This is a genomic window from Campylobacter sp. CFSAN093260 (assembly GCF_012890095.1).
In the GTDB taxonomy this organism is placed as follows: Bacteria; Campylobacterota; Campylobacteria; order Campylobacterales; family Campylobacteraceae; genus Campylobacter_D; species Campylobacter_D jejuni.
In genome coordinates, this window is sequence record NZ_CP040618.1 from 1,161,983 (window position 1) to 1,186,365 (window position 24,383).

Genomic DNA, 24,383 nt, shown 5'->3' on the forward strand with positions numbered 1-24,383 from the left:
ATGGATAATTTTTTAGAAATTTTTTTAATCACCGTTGCCATAGCTATAGTTTTAAATGTCATATTTAAAAAATTTGAAATTCCAACTATCATTGGATATATAGCTGCTGGAGAAATCATTTCTGAAATTTATCATTTAAGTGGCAAAGGCGAAATCACCCATATAGCCGAATTTGGTATAGTATTTTTAATGTTTACCATAGGGCTTGAATTTTCTTTTAAGCATTTAATGGCAATGAAACAAGAAGTTTTTTTAAACGGCTCTTTGCAGATGCTTACTTGTGGCTTTGTTTTTATGTTACTTGCTATAGGAATTTTAGGACTTGGAGATAAAAGCGCTACTATAGTAGGCTTTGCACTAGCGCTTTCTTCAACCGCAGTGGTGCTTAAAATTTTAAATGATAATGGCGATATCAATGAGCAATATGGTAGAAAAGCATTGGGAATTTTGCTTTTTCAAGATATAGCCGTTATTCCTTTGCTTTTGCTTGTAGATATTTTTTCATCCAACAATCAAAACATAGAAAAACTCCTTTTTACCACTTTAATTTCAGCACTTATTTTAATCACTTTATTATTTTTCATAGGTAAATATCTAGTGGATAGAATTTTTAGACTCATTATCCACACTTCTTCTCAGGAAATTTTTATTAGTACTGTTTTATTTATGGTTATTGGAGCAAGTTTTTTAGCAAATTATTTTGGATTTTCTTATTCTTTGGGTGCTTTTATAGCAGGTGCTTTGATAGCAGAAACAAAATATAAACACAAAATAGAAGCGGACTTGATCCCATTTAGAGATTTGCTTTTAGGGCTTTTTTTCATAACTGTAGGCATGCAAATTCAACTTGATGTAGTGGCACAAAATTGGTTTTTAATCATAGTTTTAACCCTTCTTGTAATGGCTTTAAAATTTGGCATAGTTTTTGGCTTTTTATTTCTTTACACTAAAAAAAGAGTAGCGCTTAAAACAGCTTTTGCCATAGCTCAAATTGGCGAATTCGCCCTAGCAATTTTTTCTCTTTTACAAGCAAAAAATATGCTTGATATCAAAACTTCACAAATTTTAATTGTTGTTTCTATTTTAACCATGATTATCACACCTTTTATTTTAAACAATATAAGAAAAATTACCAATGTTGTAGAAGATATAGCACTTAATACCAACGCTGTGCAAAATATTGACAGCAATATCAAGCTTAAAAATCATCTTGTTGTTTTTGGCTACGGACGCTTAGGACAAGAAGTCGTGCAAAAAATCAAAAACACAGGCGTACCTTATCTTGTTTTAGAAAGTGATTTAAATTTAGTAGAACTTGGAGTTAGTCGAGGTGAAAATGTCGTTTTTGCCAATGCTGCTCAAGAAGAAACCTTAAAAATTGCCAATATAGAAGAATGTGCCGTAGCTATTATCACAGTTACAAATGAAGCTAAACTTGAAATTTTATGTCAAGTGCTAGCTAATTATCCAAAACCTATAGACACCATCATTCATGTAAATGGAACTTTAAAAAAGATGCTTTTTTCTAGCATAGATGAAAATATACGCATCATTCGCTCTGAAAAAGTAATCGCTAGAAATTTAGTTCAAGAAGCGCTAGAATGCCGCATTCACAAAAATACCTAAGGAAGAATTTTGACAAAAAATGAAGAAAAAGCCTTACGCGTAAAATACCTAAGAAATCTTGAAAAATTTTTCAATGGCGCTATATCTGCACTTAAAAAAGAAGATTTTGATAAAACTAAATTTGAAGAAAGAATGTTAAAAAATGCTAAATTTTTTGAAAAAAATCCCGCGGTAAATCTTAACTCAACCTATGCAAAAAATCTTGAATTTTTTGTCAATGCTTGTTTAGATTTTTCCAAAGAAAAAAACGAGCTTTTAAATCTTGCCAATGCTTTAGATAAGCAAAAAAAACAAGGTGGGAAAAAAGAAAAACATAAAAATTATTTAAAGGATTATGAATGATTAATGTATTTTTTGATATGGATGGAACTTTAATCGATAGTGCAAATGCCATTTCTTGTGCAGTCAATGAAATAAGACAGGATTTAAATCTAGCCCCACTTTCAAGAGAAATCATTATGCAAACCATCAATACTCCCAATATTGACTGGGCAAAAGAACTTTATAATATAGAAAATTTCCATCATTCTAATTTTAAAGAAGGCTATGAAAAATATTTTGTCAAGCGCTATGAACAAAGCGTGGTGCTTTTTGAAGGAGTAAAAGAACTTTTAGAATTTTTAAAAAGCAAAAATTGTTTTTTAGCTATTGCTACTAACGCCCCACAAAGCTCACTTTCAAACATACTTAAAAAACACGATATCATTCCTTATTTTGATAAAATTTTAGGCGTAAGTTTAGGCATAGAACCCAAACCTCATCCTATGATGCTAGAGCTTTTAAAAAGCGAGGCTCCATATAAAACAAGCGTTTTTATAGGAGATAGTCAAAAAGATAAAGAATGTGCTAAAAATGCTAATTTGCCTTATTTTCATGCCAAATGGTATCAAAAAAATTTAAAAGAAAATGAATTTAGCAACTCTAGTGAACTTAAAGGCTTTTTGCAAAAGTATTTATAAGTTTTTTAATGAAATTTTAGTTAAAATTAGAAATAAATTTTAAAAAGAGTAAATTATGAGTGAATTATTAATAGAAATTGGTACAGAAGAATTACCTGCTATTCCTTTGCTAAAAGAATTAGCTAATATAGAAAAAAAATGGAACAATGTTTTAGAAGAATACCGCTTGGTAAGTGATTTTAAATTTTATTATACTCCGCGTCGTTTAGTTTTTTTTCATGAAAATTTTGCAGACAAACAAGAAGATAGCTTTGCTGAATTTATAGGAGCACCTAAAAATGTTGCTTATAAAGATGGAGTTTTAACTCCTGCGGGACAAAGCTTCCTGCAAAAAGCAAGGATCAGTGAAAATGAACTCTCTTTTAAAGAAATCAAAGGCAAGGAAGTTTTGTACCATCAAAAAGCTATTAAAGGTTTGCAAAGTCAAGAAATTTTAGGAGAAATGGTAGAAAAATTTCTAAAAAGTCTTAGTTTTGGCAAAAGTATGCGCTGGGGTGCAAATTCTTTTGAATTCATCCGTGCGATCCGTTCTATAGCTTGCATTTTAAATGATGAACTTGTTAATTTTCAAAGCTATGGAGTAAAAAGTACTAAAAAAACTTTCATTCACAGAAGCGTAAGTTATGATTTGCAAGATTTTAACAATGCAAAAGAATATTTTGAACTACTAGAAAAAAACTATATCATCCTTGATCCAATCAAAAGAAAGGAAAAAATACTTGAGCAATTTAAACTCATAGAAAGTCAAAAAAATATACAAATTGGAGAAGATGAAGAGCTTTTAGCTGAAGTAGTTGCTATCACAGAATATCCTAATGCACTTTTAGGAAGTTTTGAAGAAGAATTTTTAGAAATTCCTAGCGAAGTAATCATCACTTCAATGAGAGAAAATCAACGTTATTTTGCAGTTTTTAACGATAAAGGCTTAAGTAATCATTTTATAGTAGTAAGTAATGCAGTATGTAAGGATTATTCAAAAATCATACATGGAAATGAAAGAGTTTTGCGTGCAAGACTTAGCGATGCAATGTTTTTTTATCAAAATGATTTACAAAATGGCTTAAAACCTGAAAAACTTGCCAAAATGACCTATCTTGAAGGTTTAGGCACAATGCAAGATAAAAGTTTAAGAGAGATTAAAATTGCTGAAATTTTATGTCAAATGCTCCATAATGATAAAATCGAAAATATCAGCACAGCACTAAAATACGCCAAAGCAGACTTAGCCACACAAATGGTTTATGAATTTACTGATTTGCAAGGCATTATGGGAAGTTATTATGCGCAAAAAATGGGCTTAGATTATCAAATTTGCTTAGCCATCAAAGAACAATATCTTCCTAATTCCGAACAAGCTCCACTTCCAAGTACAGAATTTTCAAGCATAGTAGCCCTTGCAAACAAGCTTGATACCCTTATAGGACTTTTTAGCATAGGAAAAATTCCAAGCGGAACAAAGGATCCTTATGCCTTAAGAAGAGCTGCCAATGGGATCATTAAAATTGCTTTAAATTTAAATAAAGAATTTGATATCCAAATTTTATTAGAAAAACTTTCAAATCATTATAAAAGCTTTGATATGCAAATTTTAAAAGATTTTATTTTTGAAAGACTTTATACTTTTTATACAGTCAATGCTTCTTTTGTAAAAGCGGTTTTAAGCTCACAAAATACAGATCTTATCCATATCAATCAAAGCGTAAATGCTCTTATAAAACTTAGCAAAAAAGATAATTTTAATGAAAATTTTGCAACCTTTAAAAGACTAGCCAATATCGCCACTAAAAATCCTCATAAAGTTGATGAAAGTCTTTTTGTTCAAGAAGCAGAAAGTAAACTTTACAAAGCTTTTCAAGAAAAAACTAAAGCCAACTCTTTACAAGAAAAACTTGAAAATCTTTTTGCACTTAAGCCTTTTATTGATGAGTTTTTTAATCAAGTGATGATTAATGCTGAAGATGAAAAACTTAAAAATAATCGCCAAGCTTTGGTTTATGAAATTTATGCGGAGTTTTTAAAAATCGCCGATCTTAAAGAGTTAAGCCTATGAAAGCCTTATGGCTTTTTTTAAGCCTTACTCTTTGGCTTTTTGGAGCTCAAAATTTAGAACTCATCAAAGGTCAAGCTTTATTTTTGGAGCTAGATAAGAAAGATTTTTTATCTTTAAAAAATAATGGTAAAAATATTCCCACTTTTACACATCCTAAAAATCAAGAAAAAGTTCTAGCTATTTTTTCCTTACCTTACAAAAATCCCCCGCAAAATACAAAACTTATCGCATTTTATAAAGATAAAAAAGAAGAAATTTTCATAAAAACTTTAGAAGGTAATTATAAAAGTGAAAAATTGCAAGTTGAAAACAAAAAGATTTTTCCACCAAAAACCATACAAGAACGCATCACTAAAGAATTAAAAGAAGCCAATGCGATTTATAGTTCTTATACTCCAAAAGCTTTATTTAACGGTGCTTTTAATATACCTTTAAATTCTTTTATCACAAGTGATTTTGGCAAAGCAAGAACTTTTAATGAAAAAGTAGCAAGTTATCATAGCGGAACGGACTTTAGAGCTGCCACAGGAACACCTATTTATGCAGCCAACTCAGGCATAGTAAAAATTGCAAAAGATCGTTATTTCGCAGGAAATTCAGTAGTCATTGATCATGGTTTTGGAATTTATTCACAATATTATCATCTTTCTAAAATTGATGTTAAAATAGGACAAAAGATAAAAAAAGGTGAACTTATAGGACTTAGCGGGGCTACAGGTAGGGTAAGTGGGCCGCATTTGCATTTTGGAATTTTAGCTGGAGGCAAACAAGTTGATCCTTTGGATTTTGTATCCAAATTTAATGCTATTTTTCAATGAAATTTAGTGACTTTTTCCATGCTTGGCTCCATGAAAGCTATTATAAAAATGCTGTAAGTATAGGAAAAAACGGAGATTTTTTTACTGCTGTAAGCGTAGGAAATCTTTTTGGCACACTTTTAGCCAAGCATTTTTTAAATTTAATAGATAAAAAAATTTTACAACTCCCTTTAGAACTTGTAGAAATAGGCGCTAATGAAGGATATTTAAGTCGTGATTTTTTAGCCGCTTTGCTTGAATTAAGACCTGAAATTTTTTCTCAAATTTCTTTTTTCGTCATAGAACCGCATGAAAAATTAAGAACTTTACAAAAAAAGACTTTAGAAGGAGTGGAATTTACTCACAAAAATAGTCTTAAAGAATGCCATTTTAAGAACGCTTTTTTCTTTTGCAATGAACTTTTTGATAGTTTTGCTTGCGAACTTATAGATCATGATAAAATGGCATTTGTAGAAAATTTTAAACTTATTTTTAAAAATATGGATGAAAATTTAATCACAAAATGCAAAGCTTTAAATCTTAAAAAAGGTGAACTCAGTTTAGAGCTTGAAAATTTTTTTAAAGATTTAAACCAAACTTGTGAGAGATTTATATTTGCGGGATTTGACTATGGAACTTTAAATCCACAAAGTTTTAGCTTAAGAATCTATCAAAAGCACGAAGTTTTTAGCCCTTTTAAAGTATCTTTAAAAGATTTTTTCGGCAAAAGCGATCTAACTTATAATGTCAATTTTACTCATCTTCAAAAACTCATCAAAGAATATGATTTTAAACCTTTAGCTTTTAAAAAACAAAGTCTTGCTTTAATGGATTTTGGTTTTGAAGATTTATTAGAATACACAAAAAATAAAAACATTAAAACTTACGAAAGTTTTTTATCTCAAGCTAAAATTTTATTTTTTAATTTTGATGAAAAATTTCATTTTTTCGAATTTCAAAAAAACTAAAATTTTATATTTTTCATACTCGCTAAACAAACCCCCTCCCTTAAACCCTCATCAATGACTAGAAGTTTATGTTTATCAAACAAAGCATAAAACAGCAAACAACCTGCACTCAAATAATTTTTTCTCATCGCGCCTACTTCTTTTATAGCCTTTTTTTCTTCCATATGAAAAAGTTTAATAGCATAATTTAAAAAATCCTTATGGTAAAGTTTTTTGCCATTTACTCTACTTGCTTCATACTTTTCATAGCTTATATTTTGTTTTAATGCGCTAAGTGTAGTAGGAACTCCGGAATTTAAAACCACCGTTTTAACTCCTAAAGAACGAAGTTCCTTTTTAATCATAGCCACCTCATCAAAAGCCCTAAAAGCTAAATGCTTTAAATAGGGATTTGCAATTAAAAAATGAATTTTAAGTTTTTTATCTTTAATATTTATGATAAATTTAGGATATTTTTTTATTAATTTTTTATAAGAAATACAAGATTTATAATAAGAATGGTAATTTTTTTCATAAAAACTAATAATACCAAAATCAAAACTTTTAAAACTTTTTCCAAAAGAAAGCTCACAAGAAGCCCCTCCTAAATCACAATATGCAAACTCTCCCCAAATTTTAAGCCTTCTTAAACCTGATTGCATACCTAAAACACTGATCTTAGCTTCACTTTTGGCATCTATAAGCTTAAAATCAATCCCAAATTCTTTTTTTAAATGGGCAAAAATTTCATTTGTATTGCTTGCCTTTCTAAAAGCTGCAGTCGCTACAGCTCTCGCTTTGCTTAAATCTTGCTCTTTAGCTAAAATACTCAAAGTATTTTTTAATCTTTGTATGGCTTCTTTAGAAATTTCTCCACTTTGATTTAGATTTTTCGCTGCCCCAATAACAAATTCATATTCTTTTAATTTATTTAATTTTTCGTCCATTTGTACTGCTCTTAAAGTATTTGAACCAAGATCTATACCTAACATGACTTTCCTTATTTGATTTTATAGTATAATAGCAAAAAAGTTCTAAAGGAAAAATATGCTTTTAGGTGTAAATATCGATCATATTGCAGTGTTAAGACAAGCTAGAATGGTAAATGATCCTGATCTTTTAGAAGCTGCTTTTATAGTAGCTAGACACGGAGATCAAATCACTTTGCATGTAAGAGAAGATCGCCGTCATGCTCAGGATTTTGACTTGGAAAATATTATAAAATTTTGCAAAAGCCCTATCAATTTAGAATGTGCTTTAAATGATGAAATTTTAAATTTAGCTCTTAAACTCAAACCTCACCGCGTTACTTTAGTGCCTGAAAAAAGAGAAGAGCTTACCACAGAAGGGGGACTTTGTTTAAATCATGCTAAATTAAAACAAAGCATAGAAAAACTTCAAAATGCAAACATTGAAGTTTCACTTTTTATCAATCCTAGTTTAGAAGATATAGAAAAATCAAAAATTTTAAAAGCCCAATTTATAGAGCTTCATACAGGACATTATGCGAATTTACACAACGCACTTTTTAGCAATATCTCTCATACTGCTTTTGCCTTAAAAGAACTTGATCAAGATAAAAAAACCTTGCAAGCTCAATTTGAAAAAGAATTACAAAATTTAGAACTCTGTGCCAAAAAAGGCCTAGAACTTGGCTTAAAAGTAGCCGCGGGACATGGTTTAAATTACAAAAATGTAAAACCCGTAGTAAAAATTAAAGAAATTTGCGAGCTAAATATAGGACAAAGCATTGTAGCAAGATCTGTATTTACAGGACTTCAAAACGCTATTTTGGAAATGAAAGAACTTATTAAAAGATGAAAAAACTAGCCATTAGTATAGGCGATATAAACGGCATAGGACTTGAAATTTTAGTGCGTTCTCATGAAGAACTAAGCAAAGTCTGCACACCTTTTTATTTTATCCACGAAAGCTTGCTTGATAAAGCTTCAAAACTTTTAAATTTAAAACTTTTTAATGCAAAAATCGTAGCTTTTAAAGATGGAAAAGACTATGAGTTTAATTTTATAAAAAAAGAAAATTCTCTTGAAATTTACTCTTTCTACCTTCCTTTAGGCTTTAAAGTGGATGAAAATTTTGAAATCAAAGCCGGAGAAATAGATACAAAAAGTGGACTTTATGGTTTTTTAAGTTTTAAGGCGGCAAGTTATTTTGCCTATGAAAAACACGCCCATGCCTTGCTTACTCTACCTATACACAAAAAAGCTTGGGAAGATGCAGGACTTAAATACAAAGGACACACCGATGCTTTAAGGGATTTTTTTAAAAAAAATGCCATTATGATGTTAGGTTGCAAAGAACTTTTTGTAGGGCTTTTTAGCGAACATATACCTTTAGCTAAGGTGAGTAAAAAAATCACTTTTAAAAATTTAAGCATCTTTTTAAAAGATTTTTACAAAGAAACGCATTTTAAAAAAATGGGGCTTTTAGGTTTTAATCCTCATGCTGGAGATTATGGAGTTATAGGCGGAGAAGAAGAAAAGATCATGGAAAAAGCTATAGCCTTTGTTAATGCCTTTTTACACTCTAAAAAAGATGAAAAATTTTTCAAAAAAGCCTTAAAAGATGAAAATTTACAAAAAGAATTGCTTTTAAATTTTAAAGGCAAGGGCGTTTATCTACCCTATCCTTTAGTGGCTGATACAGCTTTTACTAAGACTGGTTTAAAAAACTGCAATCGTTTAGTGGCTATGTATCACGATCTTGCCCTTGCTCCTTTAAAGGCCTTGTATTTTGATAAAAGCATCAATGTGAGTTTAAATTTACCCATCATACGCGTTAGCGTTGATCATGGCACGGCCTTTGATAAGGCCTATAAAAATGCTAAAATCAACACTAAAAGTTATTTTGAAGCGGCTAAATTTGCAATCAATTTACATTCTAAAGCTTAAATTTAGTCCTAGAATCAATCAAATCTTCTTTAGCTAAGCTATCTATAAAATCTTGCAAATCTTTATTGGTATTTAAACTTTAAGTGAGTAAATTTTCATATTTATCAACTTTATTTTTAAAAATTTGCTCTAAAACTTCTTTAGTCTTTGTATCTTTTTTTGCTCTTTGCATAAGTTCTAATAAAACCTTAATATAAGCTTCTTGCATGCAATCACTTGCATTGAGTAAAGATAAAATAGGATTTTCCCCTGCTTTTGTATTTTGCATATTTTTTATACAAATTTTTCTTTCTTTAAGCATCTTTTTTGAAATGGCTTTAAAATCTTTTTTCATCTTTTTATCTGCTTTTTTTGAAATATTTTGATATAAACTACTATAGATGTTATCTACTAAAGCAAGTTTTTTATTATCAAATTTATTACGCACACCAATTTTATTGCATATCATAAGCTCATCATCACTTTTGCCATCATATTTGATTTTAGAGCAATCAAAACTAGGTTTTACTTCATCTTTATAAATAAGCTCATCAAAACTCAAAGCCCCTAAACTCGCCAAACTTAAACCAAGCAATAAAATAATTTTTTCATTATTTACCTTTAAAATTTTTATTTTATTTTAACAAAAATATTTTGAATTTTTTAAGGAAATTAAGCCTTTATTTTATTATAATGCGTTTTTATTTTTTATAAGGAACTTAAAATGCAAAATTACAAAAAAGCTCTTTTTGCACTAGCTCTTAGTGCTTTTTGTATGGGCGTAACTGAATTTGTTATGGCAGGAGTTTTGGTTGATGTTGAAGTGTATTTTAGCGTAGATGCAAAAACCGCGGGCTATCTTACAACCTTATATGCTATAGGTGTTGTTATAGGTGCTCCTCTTATCACCATACCTTTAAGTCGTTTTCATAGACATACACAACTTTTAATCAATCTTGAAATTTTTGCTTTAGCAAATTTCATCATCTTTTTTAGCCAAAATTTCTATCTTACTGCTTTTGCACGCTTTATAGCAGGAACACAACATGGGGTATTTTTTGTCATTGCCACCTTAGCTGTAAGTGCTATAACTCCAGATGATAAAAAATCAAGTGCTCTAGCTATAATGGTCACAGGGCTTACTGTAGCCTTAGTTACTGGAGTGCCGCTTGGAACTTTTATAGGGCATTATTTTGGCTTTAAATTTATCTTTTTACTCATTTTTATCATTACAAGTCTAGCATTTTTTGGAGTATGGCATATGATGCCCAAAAATTTACATCCTAGCCCAACCAGTCTTAAAAATCTAATCCCTGCTTTTTCTCATCAAAATTTGTTAAAAACTTATACTATAACCATTTGTAGTTGTGGGGCTCAATTTGTTCTTTATACTTATTTGCAAAAAATACTTGTAGAAATAAGCGGTTTTAAAGTCCAAGATACAGCTTATATCTTGCTTTTATATGGAATTTGTGCAATTTGTGGGAATTTATGGGGCGGAAAAATAGTAGATAAAAAAGGTGCTATTTTTTCTTTGCGTCTTATTTTAAGCATACAAGTTCTAGTATTTTTAAGTGTATTTCTCACCATGCATTCTAAATTTTTAATCATTTTTAGCGTAGCTTTGATAGGATTTTTTGCCTTTTCAACCATACCTGCACTAAAAATGCTTAGCATTACTAAAGCTAAACGCCATACTTATAAAGTCATAGACAGTACAGTAAGTGTGAATGAAGCAGCTTTTAATGTAGGCATAGCTTTAGCAAGTTTTTTAGGTGGGATTGTTTTAGCAGGATTGGGTATAGAATTTAATGCTTTATTTTCAGCACTTTTTGTAAGCCCTGCTTTGATTTTTGCCTTGCTTTTTGCCAAAGATAAATTAAATTATAAAAAATTTCAAAGAAAAAGTTTTACAAAGGTATAAATTGGAATAGAAATTGCTTGCTTATTTAATGTAAAGTTAAATAAAGGAGGAGAAAATGGTAGTAGATAATACTCAAAAAACATCAAATGCTATCTTTAGCACCACAACTAAAGTTAAAGAAAAAAATACTTCGGCAGATGAATTTCAAGCCACATTAAATGAAGTAAAAAACAAAGAAGAAAAGGAAGATAAAAAAACAAACTCAAGCAAATTTACTAACGAAGACATTGATCTTGGTGCTGTTAGAGAAGATTTTAGATCTTATGCTTGGCAAAAAATGAGAGAAGATCAATACAAAAAAAATGAGGAGACTTTGCTAAATAAGCTTTTTGCTACAATTGACGCAGGAAATGCCACAAACAATACAAAAGCTTAATATACAAATCAATCAAAACTCAAACTACATAAACGAGAATTCCAATAATTCTCGTAAAATTTCTAATAACTCTGGATAAAATGAAAAAATTTATTATTTCCTCTATATGAAGAAAATATAGAAAAATTGACCAATTTAATTTATCAAATTCTGTTATAATTTTGCTAAAAACAAAGGAAAATAATGATTTTTATCGATGCTTGCTTTAAAAAACCTACACCCTACACCCCTATTTGGATGATGCGTCAAGCAGGAAGGTATTTGCCAGAATATATGGAAGTAAGAAAACAAGCGGGTGATTTTCTCTCTTTATGCAAAGACTATAAAAAAGCTTCTGAAGTTTCTTTACAGCCTATTGATATTTTAGATGTAGATGCAGCAATCATTTTTTCAGATATTTTAGTTGTTCCTCTTGAAATGGGTATGAATTTACGTTTTGAAAAAGGAGAAGGGCCTGTTTTTGATAATCCTATTTCAACCCTAGAAGACTTAGAAAAACTTGACGATCAAAATGCGCATAAAAAATTAAATTATGTCTATGATGCCTTAAAGCTTACTAGAGAAAAATTATCTCAAAACAAGGCTTTAATAGGATTTTGCGGAAGCCCTTGGACTATAGCTACCTATATGATAGAAGGAAGTGGAAGTAAAAATTATGCAAAGTGTAAAAAAATGCTTTATCAAAACCCAGAACTTTTACATAAAATTCTAAATAAACTAACTCAAGTTTTAAAACTTTATTTAGAAGAGCAAATTAAAGCAGGTGCCAATGCTATACAAATTTTTGATAGCTGGGCAAGTGCTTTAGAATATGATAAGTTTTTTAAATTCTCTTTTAATTATATGCTTGAAATTTCAAATTTTATTAAAAGCAAATACCCAAATATACCTGTAATTTTATTCCCTAAAGGCATTAGCGGTTATTTGGATAGAATCGATGGTAATTTTGATGTTTTTGGAGTTGATTGGAGCACTCCGCTTGATTTAGCACGTGATAAACTATCGCACAAATACACTCTTCAAGGCAACATGGAACCTTGTAGACTTTATGATAAAAATGCCATCAAAGAAGGAGCTGGAAAAATACTAAAAACCATGCAAAATAAAGCTCATATTTTCAACTTAGGACATGGGATCTTGCCTGATATTCCTGTTGAAAATGCAAAATATTTTATCAAGCTTGTACAAGAAAGTTCAGCTAAATGAAAATACTCTTTGGTCCTGTTAGCTCAAGGCGTTTTGGAAGATCTTTGGGTATAGATTTAAGCCCTAATAAAAAACAATGCAATTTTGATTGTGTTTATTGCGAGCTTGATCCAAAAAAAGCCCAAGAAAAACAGGATGAAATTATCAGCATAGATAAAATTATCTCCGAAGTTAAAGTTATGCTTGAAAAAAATGTTGAATTTGATTTTCTTACCCTTACTGCCAACGGAGAGCCTAGTCTTTATCCTTATTTAAATGAGCTTATTTTATCTTTACGCAGCATTGCTAAAGATAAAAAATTGCTTATTTTAAGCAATGGTACAGCTGTATTAGATGAAGACAAATTTAATGCTTTGCTAAAACTAGATGTGGTCAAATTTAGCCTAGATAGTGCAGTTGCTAAAACTTTTTATCGTATTGATAGAGCTTTAAAAAACATTGACTTAGAAAAAATGATAGAAAAAATGGCAGATTTTAGAGCTAGGTTTAATGGAGATTTGATTATGGAAATTCTAGTTGTTAAAGATCTTAATGACAACGAAGAAGAATTTAAAGCGCTCAATCAAGCTTTAAAAAAAATCATGCCTTTAAGGGTTGATCTAAGCACCATAGATAGACCTCCTGCTTATGCTGTTAAAAAAGTAAGCGAAGAAAAACTTTTAGAACTTTCTAAACTTATAGATTCTACTCCTGTACTCTTAGCCAAAAGACATTATGAAGGTGAAAAACTAAGCTTCAATGAAGAAGAATTATTAAAAATGCTTCATTTGCGCTCACAAAGCGAAATAGACATTGAAGTGAAATTTGATAAACAATCCAAAACTCTCTTAAATCAACTTATCAAAGAAAAAAAGGTAAAAATTCTCGATTTAGCTGGAGTTAAATTTTATAAAGTTTAAGCCTTTGGCAAATACTTTCTAAGTAAAGTTATAAGATCATTTCTACTTACATCACTTAAAACTTCGCTCACACAATCAAAATCCCTAACTTTTTCCTTTGAAAAAAAGATGATATGGCTTTGCGGATGCTGTTTTTTATAAGCACTTAGCAAATTTCTCATTTGCTCAAGATCAAATTTAATTAATTCATAATCAAGTAAAATCAAACGATAAGTCTCCTTGCTTAATTCTTGTTTTAATTGACTAAAAGAATTTATACATATATTTTTATCACATTGTTTTTCTATTATATTAAAAAACAAGGTTGCATCAAAATCATTTTGTTTAAAAAGCAATACATTATTTTGATAAGGGGTTTTAAATTTTAAAGTGCAAACCTTATCAAGCTTGTTTTGCAAAATATTTTCAAGATCTTTTTTTTCAAAAGGTAAAGTTAAAAAATACTCATAATGTGTATTTTTATGCCGACCCATCACTATAAAATCATAATTTTTCTTTACATTTTTATTGAAAATTTTATCCTTGATAAAAATCAAATGAAAGTCATTAACATCAAAACTTAAATTTTTAAAACAAGTGCTTTCTATGCCAAAATACGAAAGTAAATTTGCAAGTAAAAAATTCTCAAGCTCATCATTATTAACTATGGCCACACTTGCTTCAAATTGCAAAACCTTTCCATGAGATGTTCCTATAATGCTTTTATGATGCTCTAAAGCCTCATTTAATTCTAATCTAATTTGATCTTTTTGAGAATTTAAGGCATTTAAAATCAAAGAATTAATTTCTTTATTATACCCTTCATTTAAGCAACGCATTGCATTAGATATATTTACAAGCTGATATAAATTTTCCTCCAATAAATGCAAATATCTATCTTTTTCATGGGATATTTTAGTTAAATTTTGGCTCGTAGTTTCAAATTTTTCCTTTAACAAATCAAGTGCACTATCAACATCAATCTTTTTTTGAAAATTTAAAAAATCATTTTGCATGCAAAAAATTTTTTGATATATTTTGTTTATATTTCTATTTTGCCTAAAAGCAAAAATAAAAAGTGTTAAAGATAAAACAAAAATGCTAGAAAACATACCTATTTTCAGTTGTTCAGTAACACTATCAAGCTTTGAGATATCAATACTTAAATACGCTAAAATTAGATTAAAAATAAAAATTATCCCTGCTAATATCAAATCAATTTTCCTTTATCTTTTGCGCCGCTTTCCTGCCTACAAGCATTGTAAGATCTTTAAAATCAGCCTTATATATAGATTCAAAATTTCCATAATACGCTAAAAGTTTTTGTATAACCCCTGAACTAAGTCCTAAATTTGCAAGCTTAGAACTTTTCAAGTCCTGTTTTTTCTTAGTATTTTGATGAAAGCTAATAGCAAAACGGTGTGCTTCATCTCTTAATTTCTGTAAGAATTGTAGTTTTTTATCGTTAATACTTAGACTAAATTCTCCTTTTAAGGAATGAATTTTATCCTTAGCACCTCCTTTAGCTCTATGTGCTTTTGCATCGATTTTTTCTTTTGAAATAGCTAAAATATCGACATTTGCCCCACTACTTACAATGATTTCTTTAGCCAAATCAAGCAAAGCCTTTCCCCCATCTATAAGCCATAAATCAGGAGGAGGTATTTTATCAAAGTCCAAAGCCCTACGCGTTAAAACTTCACGCATTTGATCATAGTCATTTTTATGTTTTAAATGAAATTTTCTATATTTTGACTTATCCCAAGAATTTATTCTATAAGTTACCATAGCTCCAACATTTGCCACGCCTTGCAAATGAGAATTGTCAAAAATTTCTATATTATTTGGTAAATTTTCAAGCTCAAAATAAAACTTTAATTCTTTTTGTATAGTAAAATCATGATTTTTTTGCTCTTTTTCTATATTTAAAAGGGCATTTTGAAAAGCCAAATCACAAATTCTTCTTTTTTCTCCTATTTTAGGGATTTTAATACTGATTTTTTTATCAAACCTTTGGCTTAAAATTTCTTCTAAAAGCACTCTATCTTCAAATTCTTCATAAACATAAATAACATTTGCAAGCAAAGGAATATCCATGCTAAAATTTTCTAAAATCAGTTGCTTATAAATTTCATTTTTATCCCATTGTATATCATTTTTTATAGGAGTAATCTTAGAATTTGCACTGATAATTTTTCCATTTTGCACCACAAAACGCAAGGTTGAAAGCACGGAATTTTTAAAAGCTAAAGCAAATACTTCAAAATCTTCTAATTTTGCAATATCTATTTCAACCTTAACTTCCAAATCTTTAATCATTGCAATCTGATCTCTTACTTTAGCTGCTTCTTCGTAATTTTCATTTTGTGCTAAAACAAGCATTTGTTTTTCTAAGTTTTTAAGCAAAACACTAGGATTTAAAAGTGCGTGTATAGCCTCATCTAAAATTTCAAGGTATTTTTCTTTGCTGATGAGTTTATCACAAGGCGCAAGACAACGAGAAATTTGATAAAAAATACAAGGGGATTTACAACTTGCTTTTTGCTTTAAAGGATAGTATAAATAAAGCGCATCTAAAAGCTCTCTAGCGCCTTTAAAAAAAGGGCCAAAATATTTAATTTTGCTTTTTTTTACTAATTTTCTAGTGATCTCAAAGCGTGGAAATTCTTCTTCAAAATCCACATAAATATAAGGATAAGTTTTATCATCTCTTAGCAAAATATTATATTTTGGATGCAGTTGTTTGATAAAAGAATTTTCTAAAATCAAAGCATCAGCCTCTGAATTAGTAGCAATAAATTCCAAATGCACTGTTTCTTCAATCATTTTTTGAATTCTTAAAGAATTTCTTGGATTTGCATGTAAATTTGGAGTAAAGGCAAAATAAGATTTGACACGATTTTTAAGATTTTTAGCCTTGCCTACATATAAAAGCTTTCCTTCTTGATTGAAGTATTGATAAACGCCAGTACTATTAGGAAGAGTTTTTAACTCATTTTCTAAATTCTCTTTAGTCAAGATTAGAACCTTTTTTTATAAGCTCTCTTAAATCTTCAAATTTCTTAAATAATTTTTTATCTTTAAAGCAATTTTTAAATTCACCCTTAGAAAGCTCCAAATAAGAATTTTTAGAGAGTTTTTCATCATTTTTGTTTTTATTTGCCGCATAAGTGTATTTTTGAGAAAAGATTTTTATATCTTTTATATCAACAAATCCACTTAAAGGATATTTCTGTCCATATGCTTTTATGAGAAATTTAATATAAATTTTGCTATCATCATGATTTAATTCTTGATAAGCTGCTGGATGTAAGGTTATTATATTTAAAATATGATTTTTTACATAAATTTTAGCAATCAAACGTTGCTTAGCAAGCGGAAAAGAACTTAAAAAATCTTTGCAAAAAAATAAGGTTTTTAAAGGCTTATAATGAGGTTTATCCATCAATTCATTAATAACAGCACTAGCATTTTTAGTCATCTTAATATTATTTCTTTTTCCCATAAGATGATTTTAGCATTTCTTTTCTTAATTTTCTTCTGTGCTTGCGGATATAAAGGCAACCCTCAATACACAAGCTATGAACAAAATGGTTCAGTAAAAACCATTAAAAAATACGAACAATTACATAGGTGGTAAATAATGAAAAAAGCAGATATTTTAGTTTTAGACTTTGGCTCTCAATACACTCAGCTTATAGCAAGACGCTTAAGGGAACAAGGAGTTTATGCAGAAATTTTACCTTTTAATGTAAGCTTAGCTGATATTAAGGCGAAAGAACCAAAAGGTATTATTTTAAGCGGAGGTCCAGCAAGTGTATATGCAACTGATGCGTATTTTTGCGATAAAGGTATATTTGACTTAAATCTACCTGTTCTTGGAATTTGTTATGGTATGCAGCTTATGGCACATCATTACAAAGCTACAGTAGCACCTGCAGGACATAAAGAATACGGCAAAGCAAACATAGAAATTAAAAAAGATAACGCTTTATTTAAAAATCTTCCAAAAAAACAAACCGTTTGGATGAGTCATTCTGATAAAGTAGAAAATTTACCTCAAGGTTTTGAAGTTTTAGCCACAAGTGAAAATAGCCCTTTTTGTGTTTTTGGAAACGAAGATAAGAAATTCTTTGCTCTACAATTTCACCCAGAAGTACAACACAGCGAATTTGGCAAAAATATCTTAAAAAATTTTGCTAAATATGCTTGCAATTGTGAAAGTGTTTGGAATATGGGTTCTTTTGCAAAAACTCAAGCAGAAAAAATCCGTGAAGAAGTAGGCAATGATAAAGTGCTTTGTGCTGTAAGTGGCGGAGTAGATAGTAGCGTAGTTGCTGCACTTTTAGCTAGCGCTATAAAAGAGCAAGTTATAGTAGTTTTTGTAGATAATGGACTTTTAAGAAGTGGAGAAAAAGAACAAGTTGAATTTATGTTTAAAAACACTTTAGGCATCGATCTCATCAGCATTGATGCAAGTGAAATTTTCTTAAGTCGCTTAGCTAATGTCACAGATCCTGAACAAAAAAGAAAAATCATAGGAAATACCTTTATAGAAGTTTTTGAAGAAGAAGCAAAAAAACATAAAGATGTAAAATATCTTGCCCAAGGCACACTTTATACTGATATCATAGAAAGTTCTGTTGTAGGTGCAAGCAAAACCATTAAAAGCCATCATAATGTAGGGGGCTTACCTGAAAAAATGAATCTTAAACTCATAGAGCCTTTAAAAGAAATTTTTAAAGATGAAGTGCGTGCCTTAGGACTTGAGCTTGGACTTAGCAAAGAAGTAGTTTATCGTCATCCTTTCCCTGGGCCAGGTCTTGCTATACGCATTATGGGAGAAGTAAATCGCGCTAGCTTAGAACTATTACGCAAGGCTGATGTAATTTTACTTGAGGAACTTAAAAGTACAGGTTGGTATGATAAAACTTGGCAAGCATTTTGCGTACTTTTAAATGTTAAAAGCGTTGGAGTTATGGGGGATAACCGCACTTATGATAATGCAGTTTGTATACGCGTTGTAGATGCAAGTGATGGTATGACAGCTACCTTCTCGCATTTACCTTACGAAATTTTAGAAAACATAAGTCGCCGTATCATCAATGAAGTAGAAGGTATAAATCGCGTTGTTTATGATATCTCAAGCAAACCACCTGCAACTATAGAATGGGAATAATCCATTTTTTTCTAGCTCTTATTTTTAATATAAAATTTTTATAAAAATAAGGCTAGAATTTATTTAAGAAATTTCAAGGAAGAAATATGCATGGAAAAATAGCTATTTATATGGATTCTACAGGACGTGGAACCGTTACAAACTCAGCAAATACCTTTTTTGACTTTAATCGCCAAATTTGGAATGATAAAAAAAGTATGCCAAGTGTTGGTATGCTTGTGGAATTTAGAACTCTTTCTAGCGAAAAAAAAGCAGAAGACGGCAAACTCGTTCAAACAAGCAAAACCATAACAGGTATAAAACCTTCAAAATTTCAAGAATTCAAAGAAGGGGATTTTATCACTGAGCATGATTTTTGGAAAACTGATAATGATGATGAATTAGAAGACTTGCAAAACTCAAGAAGAAGTGCTTATATAACAGAACTCTATAGAACAACAGACTTTGACACTATAGAAAAAATTCCTCTTTCTTTTACTATACCTCAAGCTATACAAAAATATTTTGCCCATGAAATTTTATCCGTAGAAACGCTTCAAGCCAATCTACAAGATGAAAAGGAAATTCCTTGTATACTTGATTATCTTATACTTAAAAGATTTTTATTTAAAGCTTATGATACTTTAATTTTTATGGATAATAGCATAGACCAAACCCAATTTAGCGCATTAAAAAGCATCATGATGCATTTAGAGAATTCATACAAGCAAATGATGGCTGATCAAAAACCAAATATCACTAAAATTTTTAACGAAACTTTTTTATCTTTGCAGTGTCATTACCAAGCTTTAGTAGCCACCATAGATACAAGAAACAATCGTCTAGCCTCACTTGAAGCACAAATGAAAACTTTACAATCTGAAATAAATCTTAAAAGCAATGCGACCGATGCAGACCCTGAAAAACTTAAAGCACGACAAGAAAGATTGGCTAAACTACAAAAAGAAGCAGAATACTACAGAACAACACTAAAAAGACTTGATGCTATAAGGGAAGATTTTTATAAGAAAAATTACAATATTTTCGAAAATGCTTTTAAACTTTCACGAGAAAAGCTCTTTAAAAAAATTGTCACAGGTTTAAATCTATGCGCAACCATAATGGATGTCAAAATTTGGCACTTATCTTTAAAATCATCAGGGGTTAAAAATTCTTATTTTACTATGAGTAATATAGAAAATTCTTTCTGTTCTCTTTCTTTTGCAGAACATTACTTAAGTCGCTTAAATAAATCCGCTCTAAATCCTTTTGATCAAAAACTTTTAGTGTATATTCAAAAAATCACAAAAGAACAAAGAAAAAAATTTTTAGTTGTCACATCGGATTTAGATTTATTATGCAAATTAAAAATTGAAAACTTTTCACAAAATCCGTATTATTTAGTAAAATACGCACCTAAAAAAGTAAATTATCAATCTTTAATGCGTGATAACACCTTTGATATAGTCTATATTGATGAAAAACATGTTTGGGAAAATGTTGCCGATATTATTTTACAAGGAAAGCATTTTGACAAATCAGGAAAAACCAAATTTAAACTGATTTAAGACATAGAAATTTAAGCTAAATTAAGTTATAATTTCCTTGCCTAAACAGTTTGTAGTATTTAAAGTGATCCAACACATTTTTATTAACTGCGATTGTGTGATTTACCGTGTTCTGTGGCATCGTTTGAGCTTTGAAAAAAGCGAGAAGTTGCAGCCTTTAAAAATTACCTAGCGGTTTTCTTTGACTTTTTGGGGTCAATCTTTGTTAAACGGCTGTTTGGGTTTAAAAGGAGATATAAATGAAAATAATGATTTTGGGTAGTGGTGCAAGAGAATATTCTATTGCTTTAGCCTTAAGAAGAGTAGACAAAAATTTAGAGTTTTATTTTGCTCCTGGAAATGGCGCTACCGAAAGTCTTGGAACAAATTTAAACCTAAAAGATCCAGTAGTTTTAGCAACCTATGCAAAAGAAAAAGGTTTTGATCTTTGTATAGTAGGAAGTGAAAGTTTTTTAGCTGAAGGGGTTGTAGATATTTTTAAACAACAAGGACTTGCTATTTTTGGGCCAAGTAAAGCTGCTGCAATGCTTGAAACCTCAAAATCTTTTATGAAAAGCTTTCTTAAAAAATACCGTATCAAAACAGCCAAATTTTTAAACACAAATGACATTGAAAAAGCAAAAAATTTTATATATAGTTTAACCCCTCCTATAGTAGTAAAAGCCGATGGACTTTGCGCAGGAAAAGGTGTTATCATAGCTAAAACTCATGAAGAAGCCATAGAAGAAACAGCTAAAATGCTGAGCGGAGAAAGCTTTGGAGATGCTGGAAAACTCGTTGTAATTGAAGAATTTTTAGATGGTTATGAATTAAGCATTTTTGCAGTATGTGATGGCAATGATTTTGTTTTACTTCCTGCAGCACAAGATCACAAAAAATTACTCGATAATGATCAAGGGCCAAATACTGGTGGAATGGGTGCTTACGCTCCTAGCTCTTTGGCGAATGAAAGCTTGCTTAGAAAAGTTCAAAAAGATATTATTTTACCAACTTTAGCAGGTATGAAAAAAGAAGGAGCGGAATTTTGTGGTGTTTTATTTATAGGTGCTATGATCGTTGGAAATAAACCTTACGTATTAGAATTTAACGTTCGCTTTGGCGATCCTGAATGTGAAGTTTTAATGCCTTTAATCGAAGATCCTTTAGAGCTTATTTTAGCTGCTACTCAAAGACGCTTAAGACACTCAAAAATCAAAATCAAAAAAGAATTTGCAGTAGGGGTTGTATGCGCAAGTGAAAACTATCCTTACAAAAGTTCACCAAAAAGTGAAATTACTGTAAATAACATTCCTGAAAACTCTCATATTTCTTATGCTGGAGTAAGCCTAGAAGATGGCAAATTAATGGCTGATGGTGGAAGAGTTTTAGTTTGCGTTGGCACAGGAAAAAGTATAGAAGAAGCGCAAAAAAATGCTTATAAACTTTGTGATAATGTAAATTTCAAAGGAAAACAATACAGAAAAGACATCGCTCATCAGGTTCTGAAATGAAAGAAAATTTACAAGACCGCTTAGAGCGTGAAAATCTAAAAATAGCAAGTTTTGGAAAAAGAGTTCTAGCTTTTTTAATCGATGATATGGTTATTTCTTTGATTGTGTTTATCATTTTTTATGATCGTCTAATCCAAGCAAAAGATTTATTTGAAACAACTCAAATTGTAGGAAATTTTTACCTTGGCTTCATCTTGCTTCATTTTAGTTATCAAGCAATTTTTACTTATCTTTATGGAGCAAGTTTGGGAAAAATATTATGCAAAATTATCATCTTGGATGAAAATCTTCTTGACAAACCCAATCTCATTCAAAGTTGCATCAGGTCTGCCGTAAGACAAGTTAGTGCTATGGCGTTTATGCTTGGATTTGCTTGGGCTTTAAGCAATGATTTACGCAAAGCTTGGGAGGATTATCTAGCAAGGACAATAGTAGTCGATGTGGCGTAAATTTTCCCTATTGCTAGGAACTAGCATAGCTTTAAATGCAGCACAAGTTGATATTTACGCTCTTGATGCAAAAAAAGAAGGTGATATTCTTACTGCGAACAATGATGTTATTATTTTTTCTGATTTTTATTTCATCACTGCCAATAAAGCAATTTACAATGAAAAAACCGGAGATGTTGAGCTTTTTGGCGATGTTAACATCCTAAGGGGACAAAACGAAAGATCACATTCTGATTATGCTAAAATCAACCTAAATTCCAATCAAGCCGATTTTAGTAATTTTTTCTTTTCCAATAACAATCTTGAAGTATGGTTTCAAAGCAAAACAAGCCATCTAAATGATAAAGTCTTTGAAAGCAAAGTTTCAGCAGTTTCAAGCTGCAATGTTGAAGATCCTGATTGGGAAATTCGTTTTTCAAAAGGCTGGCTTAACCGGGAAACCAATTTTGTTCATCTTTACAATGCAAGATTATATGTTAAAAATACCCCAGTTTTTTATCTACCTTATTTTGGATTTAGCGCTGATACTCATAGACAAAGCGGGCTTTTAATCCCAAAAATCGTTTTAAAAAGTAGCGAAGGCTTATACTATGAACAACCTATTTATATAGCCACTCAAGAAAATTGGGATTTAGAACTTGATCCACAAATTCGAACAAACCGTGGTTTTGGACTTTATTCTACTTTAAGATTTCTTGATTCTCCATATTCAACAGGAGAATTAAATTTTGGTGCTTTTAGGGAAAATAGCTCCTATTTTCACGATGAAAATTTGAAAAATCAAACCCACTATGGAATAGAACTAAAATACTCAAGAGATGATTTAATCAAATCTTTACTCAGTGATAATTTTCAAGAAGGTCTATGGATAGATGCAACCTATCTCAACGATGTGGATTATTTAAATTTAGGAAGTAGGGATTATCGAGATCTTAACTCGCTTGTAACCTCCAAAATCAATTATTTTTTAGCTGATGAAAACAATTTTTACGGAGCTTATGCAAGATATTATATCGACACATCTAAACTTAGCAACAATACAACCTTACAAGAATATCCAAGCTTTCAATATCATAGATTTTTAAATAACCTTTTTGATGAACGCTTGCGTTATTCATTTGATGCTTCATTTCATAATTTTTACCGACCTGCTGGTTCTTATGCAAATGAGCTAAATTTAGACTTGCCTATCTCGTATCACAACGCTTTTTTTGGAGACTTTTTACACTTTACTTTTACAGAAAGATTTTATGCTTCTTTTGTAAATTATAGCAACAATCCCGAAAGAAACCATGAGCATTATTTCAGAAACACTCATGATTTTAATCTCTACACCGATCTTTCAAAAGCTTATGAAAATTTCTTTCATACTTTAAATTTAGGGGTGAATTACGTTTTGCCAGGAGCAAAATCAGGTAAAATCACGCAAGATTATCTTGAAGAATACGACAAAGAAAACGAGCATACAAGTCTTTATGCTGTGCAATATTTCTATAACAACGAAGGACAAAAAAAACTCAAACACAGAATTTCGCTTGACTATCTCAATAAACAAAATGAATTCTATGAACTTGAAAATCTTTTAACTTATTATTTTAATGAAAACATCAATCTCAACAGCGAAGTGCTTTACTCTTATGAACAAAGTCGCTTTACCAATGTCATCAGCCAAATAGAAGTCAATACAAATTCAAAATTTAATTGGATGTTTTCTCATGCTTATCAAAACGATGAGTATGGAAAATATAGCTTTATTGGTACAAGAGCAAATTATATTGCCACACCTAATTACAATTTATTTGGTGGAATTTGGTTTGATACTCAAAGAGCTCATGCAAACATGTGGGAACTTGGCTATACCTACCAAAGAAAATGTTGGAACTATTCTTTAATGTATAGAGAAAGAATCGATCCACAACTCACAAGTGGTGGTATCACAGCTAAAAATCAAAGCGGAGTTTATTTTATTTTCAACTTCTATCCTTTAGGAGGAGTAAAATACGATTTCTCTTTAGCAGAAAGTGAAAACAAAATTTAAAAAGGATGAAATTTGCTAAATATTTT

General features: G+C 30.2%; 21 protein-coding genes and 1 pseudogene. 17 read left to right on the top strand and 5 right to left on the bottom strand.

Annotated features, from left to right (window positions below; genetic code table 11):
- The 6 genes from FBF22_RS05970 to FBF22_RS05995 are packed head-to-tail and all read left to right on the top strand — an operon-like array spanning position 1 to position 6,400.
- Positions 1-1,626 carry a cation:proton antiporter gene (locus FBF22_RS05970; protein WP_002859297.1) on the top strand — a complete coding sequence of 542 codons (1,626 nt, stop codon included), beginning with the start codon at positions 1-3 and terminating at the stop codon, positions 1,624-1,626.
- Positions 1,627-1,635: 9 nt separating this feature from the next.
- The gene (locus FBF22_RS05975; RefSeq protein ID WP_002859298.1) at positions 1,636-1,968 is read left to right on the top strand and encodes a hypothetical protein; all 333 of its coding nucleotides are present in this window, start codon (positions 1,636-1,638) and stop codon (positions 1,966-1,968) included.
- On the top strand, positions 1,965-2,585 hold the full coding sequence (locus FBF22_RS05980; RefSeq protein ID WP_002884387.1) for an HAD family hydrolase: 621 nt from the start codon (positions 1,965-1,967) through the stop codon (positions 2,583-2,585). The genes FBF22_RS05975 and FBF22_RS05980 overlap by 4 nt, the downstream gene beginning before the upstream one ends.
- 55 nt (positions 2,586-2,640) lie before the next feature.
- On the top strand, positions 2,641-4,635 hold the full coding sequence (gene glyS / locus FBF22_RS05985) for a glycine--tRNA ligase subunit beta (protein WP_002858294.1): 1,995 nt from the start codon (positions 2,641-2,643) through the stop codon (positions 4,633-4,635).
- Entirely contained in the window at positions 4,632-5,453 is an 822-nt protein-coding gene (locus tag FBF22_RS05990; RefSeq protein WP_002860451.1) for a M23 family metallopeptidase, read from the top strand. The genes glyS and FBF22_RS05990 overlap by 4 nt, the downstream gene beginning before the upstream one ends.
- A complete protein-coding gene (locus tag FBF22_RS05995; protein ID WP_002859301.1) occupies positions 5,450-6,400 on the top strand; it encodes an SAM-dependent methyltransferase in 951 nt (316 codons plus the stop codon). Before FBF22_RS05990 ends, FBF22_RS05995 begins: the two co-directional genes overlap by 4 nt.
- On the opposite strand, the gene FBF22_RS06000 is transcribed toward FBF22_RS05995, so the two are convergent.
- Positions 6,397-7,371, bottom strand: coding sequence for an exopolyphosphatase (locus tag FBF22_RS06000; RefSeq protein WP_002876796.1), 975 nt, complete (start codon positions 7,369-7,371; stop codon positions 6,397-6,399). The two genes, FBF22_RS05995 and FBF22_RS06000, sit on opposite strands and share 4 nt — an antisense overlap.
- Before the next feature lie 55 nt (positions 7,372-7,426).
- Here FBF22_RS06000 and FBF22_RS06005 point away from each other — a divergent pair, with 55 nt between their 5' ends.
- Positions 7,427-8,200 (top strand): pyridoxine 5'-phosphate synthase, encoded by a 774-nt coding sequence (locus FBF22_RS06005; protein ID WP_002884384.1) that lies wholly within the window; start codon positions 7,427-7,429, stop codon positions 8,198-8,200.
- Positions 8,197-9,291, top strand: coding sequence for a 4-hydroxythreonine-4-phosphate dehydrogenase (gene pdxA / locus FBF22_RS06010; protein ID WP_165433224.1), 1,095 nt, complete (start codon positions 8,197-8,199; stop codon positions 9,289-9,291). Before FBF22_RS06005 ends, pdxA begins: the two co-directional genes overlap by 4 nt.
- On the opposite strand, the pseudogene FBF22_RS06015 reads toward pdxA, so the two are convergent.
- Positions 9,281-9,898: pseudogene (locus FBF22_RS06015) on the bottom strand (hypothetical protein). The gene pdxA and the pseudogene FBF22_RS06015 sit on opposite strands and share 11 nt — an antisense overlap.
- A gap of 96 nt (positions 9,899-9,994) precedes the next feature.
- On the opposite strand from FBF22_RS06015, the gene FBF22_RS06020 reads away from it, so the two are divergent.
- The 4 genes from FBF22_RS06020 to FBF22_RS06035 all read left to right on the top strand — a co-directional run bounded on the left by FBF22_RS06020 (position 9,995) and on the right by FBF22_RS06035 (position 13,675).
- Positions 9,995-11,194 (top strand): MFS transporter, encoded by a 1,200-nt coding sequence (locus tag FBF22_RS06020; RefSeq protein ID WP_002884377.1) that lies wholly within the window; start codon positions 9,995-9,997, stop codon positions 11,192-11,194.
- Positions 11,195-11,249: 55 nt separating this feature from the next.
- Positions 11,250-11,570, top strand: a complete 321-nt coding sequence (gene ciaC / locus FBF22_RS06025; protein ID WP_002860457.1) for an invasion antigen CiaC — start codon at positions 11,250-11,252, stop codon at positions 11,568-11,570.
- A gap of 183 nt (positions 11,571-11,753) precedes the next feature.
- Positions 11,754-12,776: a uroporphyrinogen decarboxylase gene (gene hemE, locus FBF22_RS06030; protein ID WP_002884375.1), complete on the top strand. Its 1,023-nt coding sequence runs from the start codon at positions 11,754-11,756 to the stop codon at positions 12,774-12,776.
- Positions 12,773-13,675, top strand: coding sequence for a radical SAM protein (locus FBF22_RS06035; RefSeq protein WP_002884374.1), 903 nt, complete (start codon positions 12,773-12,775; stop codon positions 13,673-13,675). Before hemE ends, FBF22_RS06035 begins: the two co-directional genes overlap by 4 nt.
- On the opposite strand, the gene FBF22_RS06040 is transcribed toward FBF22_RS06035, so the two are convergent.
- The 3 genes from FBF22_RS06040 to FBF22_RS06050 are packed head-to-tail and all read right to left on the bottom strand — an operon-like array spanning position 13,672 to position 17,159.
- A complete protein-coding gene (locus tag FBF22_RS06040) occupies positions 13,672-14,868 on the bottom strand; it encodes a hypothetical protein (RefSeq protein WP_002854153.1) in 1,197 nt (398 codons plus the stop codon). The genes FBF22_RS06035 and FBF22_RS06040 overlap by 4 nt on opposite strands.
- Position 14,869: 1 nt before the next feature.
- A complete protein-coding gene (gene uvrC / locus FBF22_RS06045; protein WP_165433225.1) occupies positions 14,870-16,672 on the bottom strand; it encodes an excinuclease ABC subunit UvrC in 1,803 nt (600 codons plus the stop codon).
- Positions 16,665-17,159 (bottom strand): hypothetical protein, encoded by a 495-nt coding sequence (locus FBF22_RS06050; RefSeq protein WP_002859309.1) that lies wholly within the window; start codon positions 17,157-17,159, stop codon positions 16,665-16,667. Before FBF22_RS06050 ends, uvrC begins: the two co-directional genes overlap by 8 nt.
- A 138-nt stretch (positions 17,160-17,297) precedes the next feature.
- On the opposite strand from FBF22_RS06050, the gene guaA reads away from it, so the two are divergent.
- The 5 genes from guaA (at position 17,298) to FBF22_RS06075 (ending at position 24,357) form a co-directional block, all read left to right on the top strand.
- Positions 17,298-18,833, top strand: coding sequence for a glutamine-hydrolyzing GMP synthase (gene guaA, locus FBF22_RS06055; protein WP_002859310.1), 1,536 nt, complete (start codon positions 17,298-17,300; stop codon positions 18,831-18,833).
- An 86-nt stretch (positions 18,834-18,919) separates the two neighbouring features.
- Positions 18,920-20,380: a hypothetical protein gene (locus tag FBF22_RS06060; RefSeq protein ID WP_002875858.1), complete on the top strand. Its 1,461-nt coding sequence runs from the start codon at positions 18,920-18,922 to the stop codon at positions 20,378-20,380.
- 239 nt (positions 20,381-20,619) lie between these two features.
- On the top strand, positions 20,620-21,870 hold the full coding sequence (purD, locus tag FBF22_RS06065; RefSeq protein ID WP_002853212.1) for a phosphoribosylamine--glycine ligase: 1,251 nt from the start codon (positions 20,620-20,622) through the stop codon (positions 21,868-21,870).
- Complete coding sequence (locus FBF22_RS06070) at positions 21,867-22,319, top strand: RDD family protein (protein WP_002853161.1); 453 nt, start codon at positions 21,867-21,869, stop codon at positions 22,317-22,319. Before purD ends, FBF22_RS06070 begins: the two co-directional genes overlap by 4 nt.
- Complete coding sequence (locus tag FBF22_RS06075) at positions 22,309-24,357, top strand: LPS-assembly protein LptD (protein WP_002869655.1); 2,049 nt, start codon at positions 22,309-22,311, stop codon at positions 24,355-24,357. Before FBF22_RS06070 ends, FBF22_RS06075 begins: the two co-directional genes overlap by 11 nt.
- Positions 24,358-24,383 lie beyond the last annotated feature (26 nt).

Coding starts and splice junctions, on each gene's coding strand:
- guaA (WP_002859310.1), top strand. CDS start 17,298: ATGAAAAAAGCAGATATTTTAGTTTTAGACTTTGGCTCTCAATACACT.
- FBF22_RS05970 (WP_002859297.1), top strand. CDS start 1: ATGGATAATTTTTTAGAAATTTTTTTAATCACCGTTGCCATAGCTATA.
- FBF22_RS06060 (WP_002875858.1), top strand. CDS start 18,920: ATGCATGGAAAAATAGCTATTTATATGGATTCTACAGGACGTGGAACC.
- FBF22_RS06035 (WP_002884374.1), top strand. CDS start 12,773: ATGAAAATACTCTTTGGTCCTGTTAGCTCAAGGCGTTTTGGAAGATCT.
- FBF22_RS05995 (WP_002859301.1), top strand. CDS start 5,450: ATGAAATTTAGTGACTTTTTCCATGCTTGGCTCCATGAAAGCTATTAT.
- FBF22_RS06020 (WP_002884377.1), top strand. CDS start 9,995: ATGCAAAATTACAAAAAAGCTCTTTTTGCACTAGCTCTTAGTGCTTTT.
- FBF22_RS05980 (WP_002884387.1), top strand. CDS start 1,965: ATGATTAATGTATTTTTTGATATGGATGGAACTTTAATCGATAGTGCA.
- FBF22_RS06000 (WP_002876796.1), bottom strand. CDS start 7,371: ATGTTAGGTATAGATCTTGGTTCAAATACTTTAAGAGCAGTACAAATG.
- FBF22_RS06070 (WP_002853161.1), top strand. CDS start 21,867: ATGAAAGAAAATTTACAAGACCGCTTAGAGCGTGAAAATCTAAAAATA.
- hemE (WP_002884375.1), top strand. CDS start 11,754: ATGATTTTTATCGATGCTTGCTTTAAAAAACCTACACCCTACACCCCT.
- FBF22_RS05990 (WP_002860451.1), top strand. CDS start 4,632: ATGAAAGCCTTATGGCTTTTTTTAAGCCTTACTCTTTGGCTTTTTGGA.
- purD (WP_002853212.1), top strand. CDS start 20,620: ATGAAAATAATGATTTTGGGTAGTGGTGCAAGAGAATATTCTATTGCT.
- glyS (WP_002858294.1), top strand. CDS start 2,641: ATGAGTGAATTATTAATAGAAATTGGTACAGAAGAATTACCTGCTATT.
- FBF22_RS06050 (WP_002859309.1), bottom strand. CDS start 17,159: ATGGGAAAAAGAAATAATATTAAGATGACTAAAAATGCTAGTGCTGTT.
- FBF22_RS06075 (WP_002869655.1), top strand. CDS start 22,309: ATGTGGCGTAAATTTTCCCTATTGCTAGGAACTAGCATAGCTTTAAAT.
- FBF22_RS06005 (WP_002884384.1), top strand. CDS start 7,427: ATGCTTTTAGGTGTAAATATCGATCATATTGCAGTGTTAAGACAAGCT.
- pdxA (WP_165433224.1), top strand. CDS start 8,197: ATGAAAAAACTAGCCATTAGTATAGGCGATATAAACGGCATAGGACTT.
- ciaC (WP_002860457.1), top strand. CDS start 11,250: ATGGTAGTAGATAATACTCAAAAAACATCAAATGCTATCTTTAGCACC.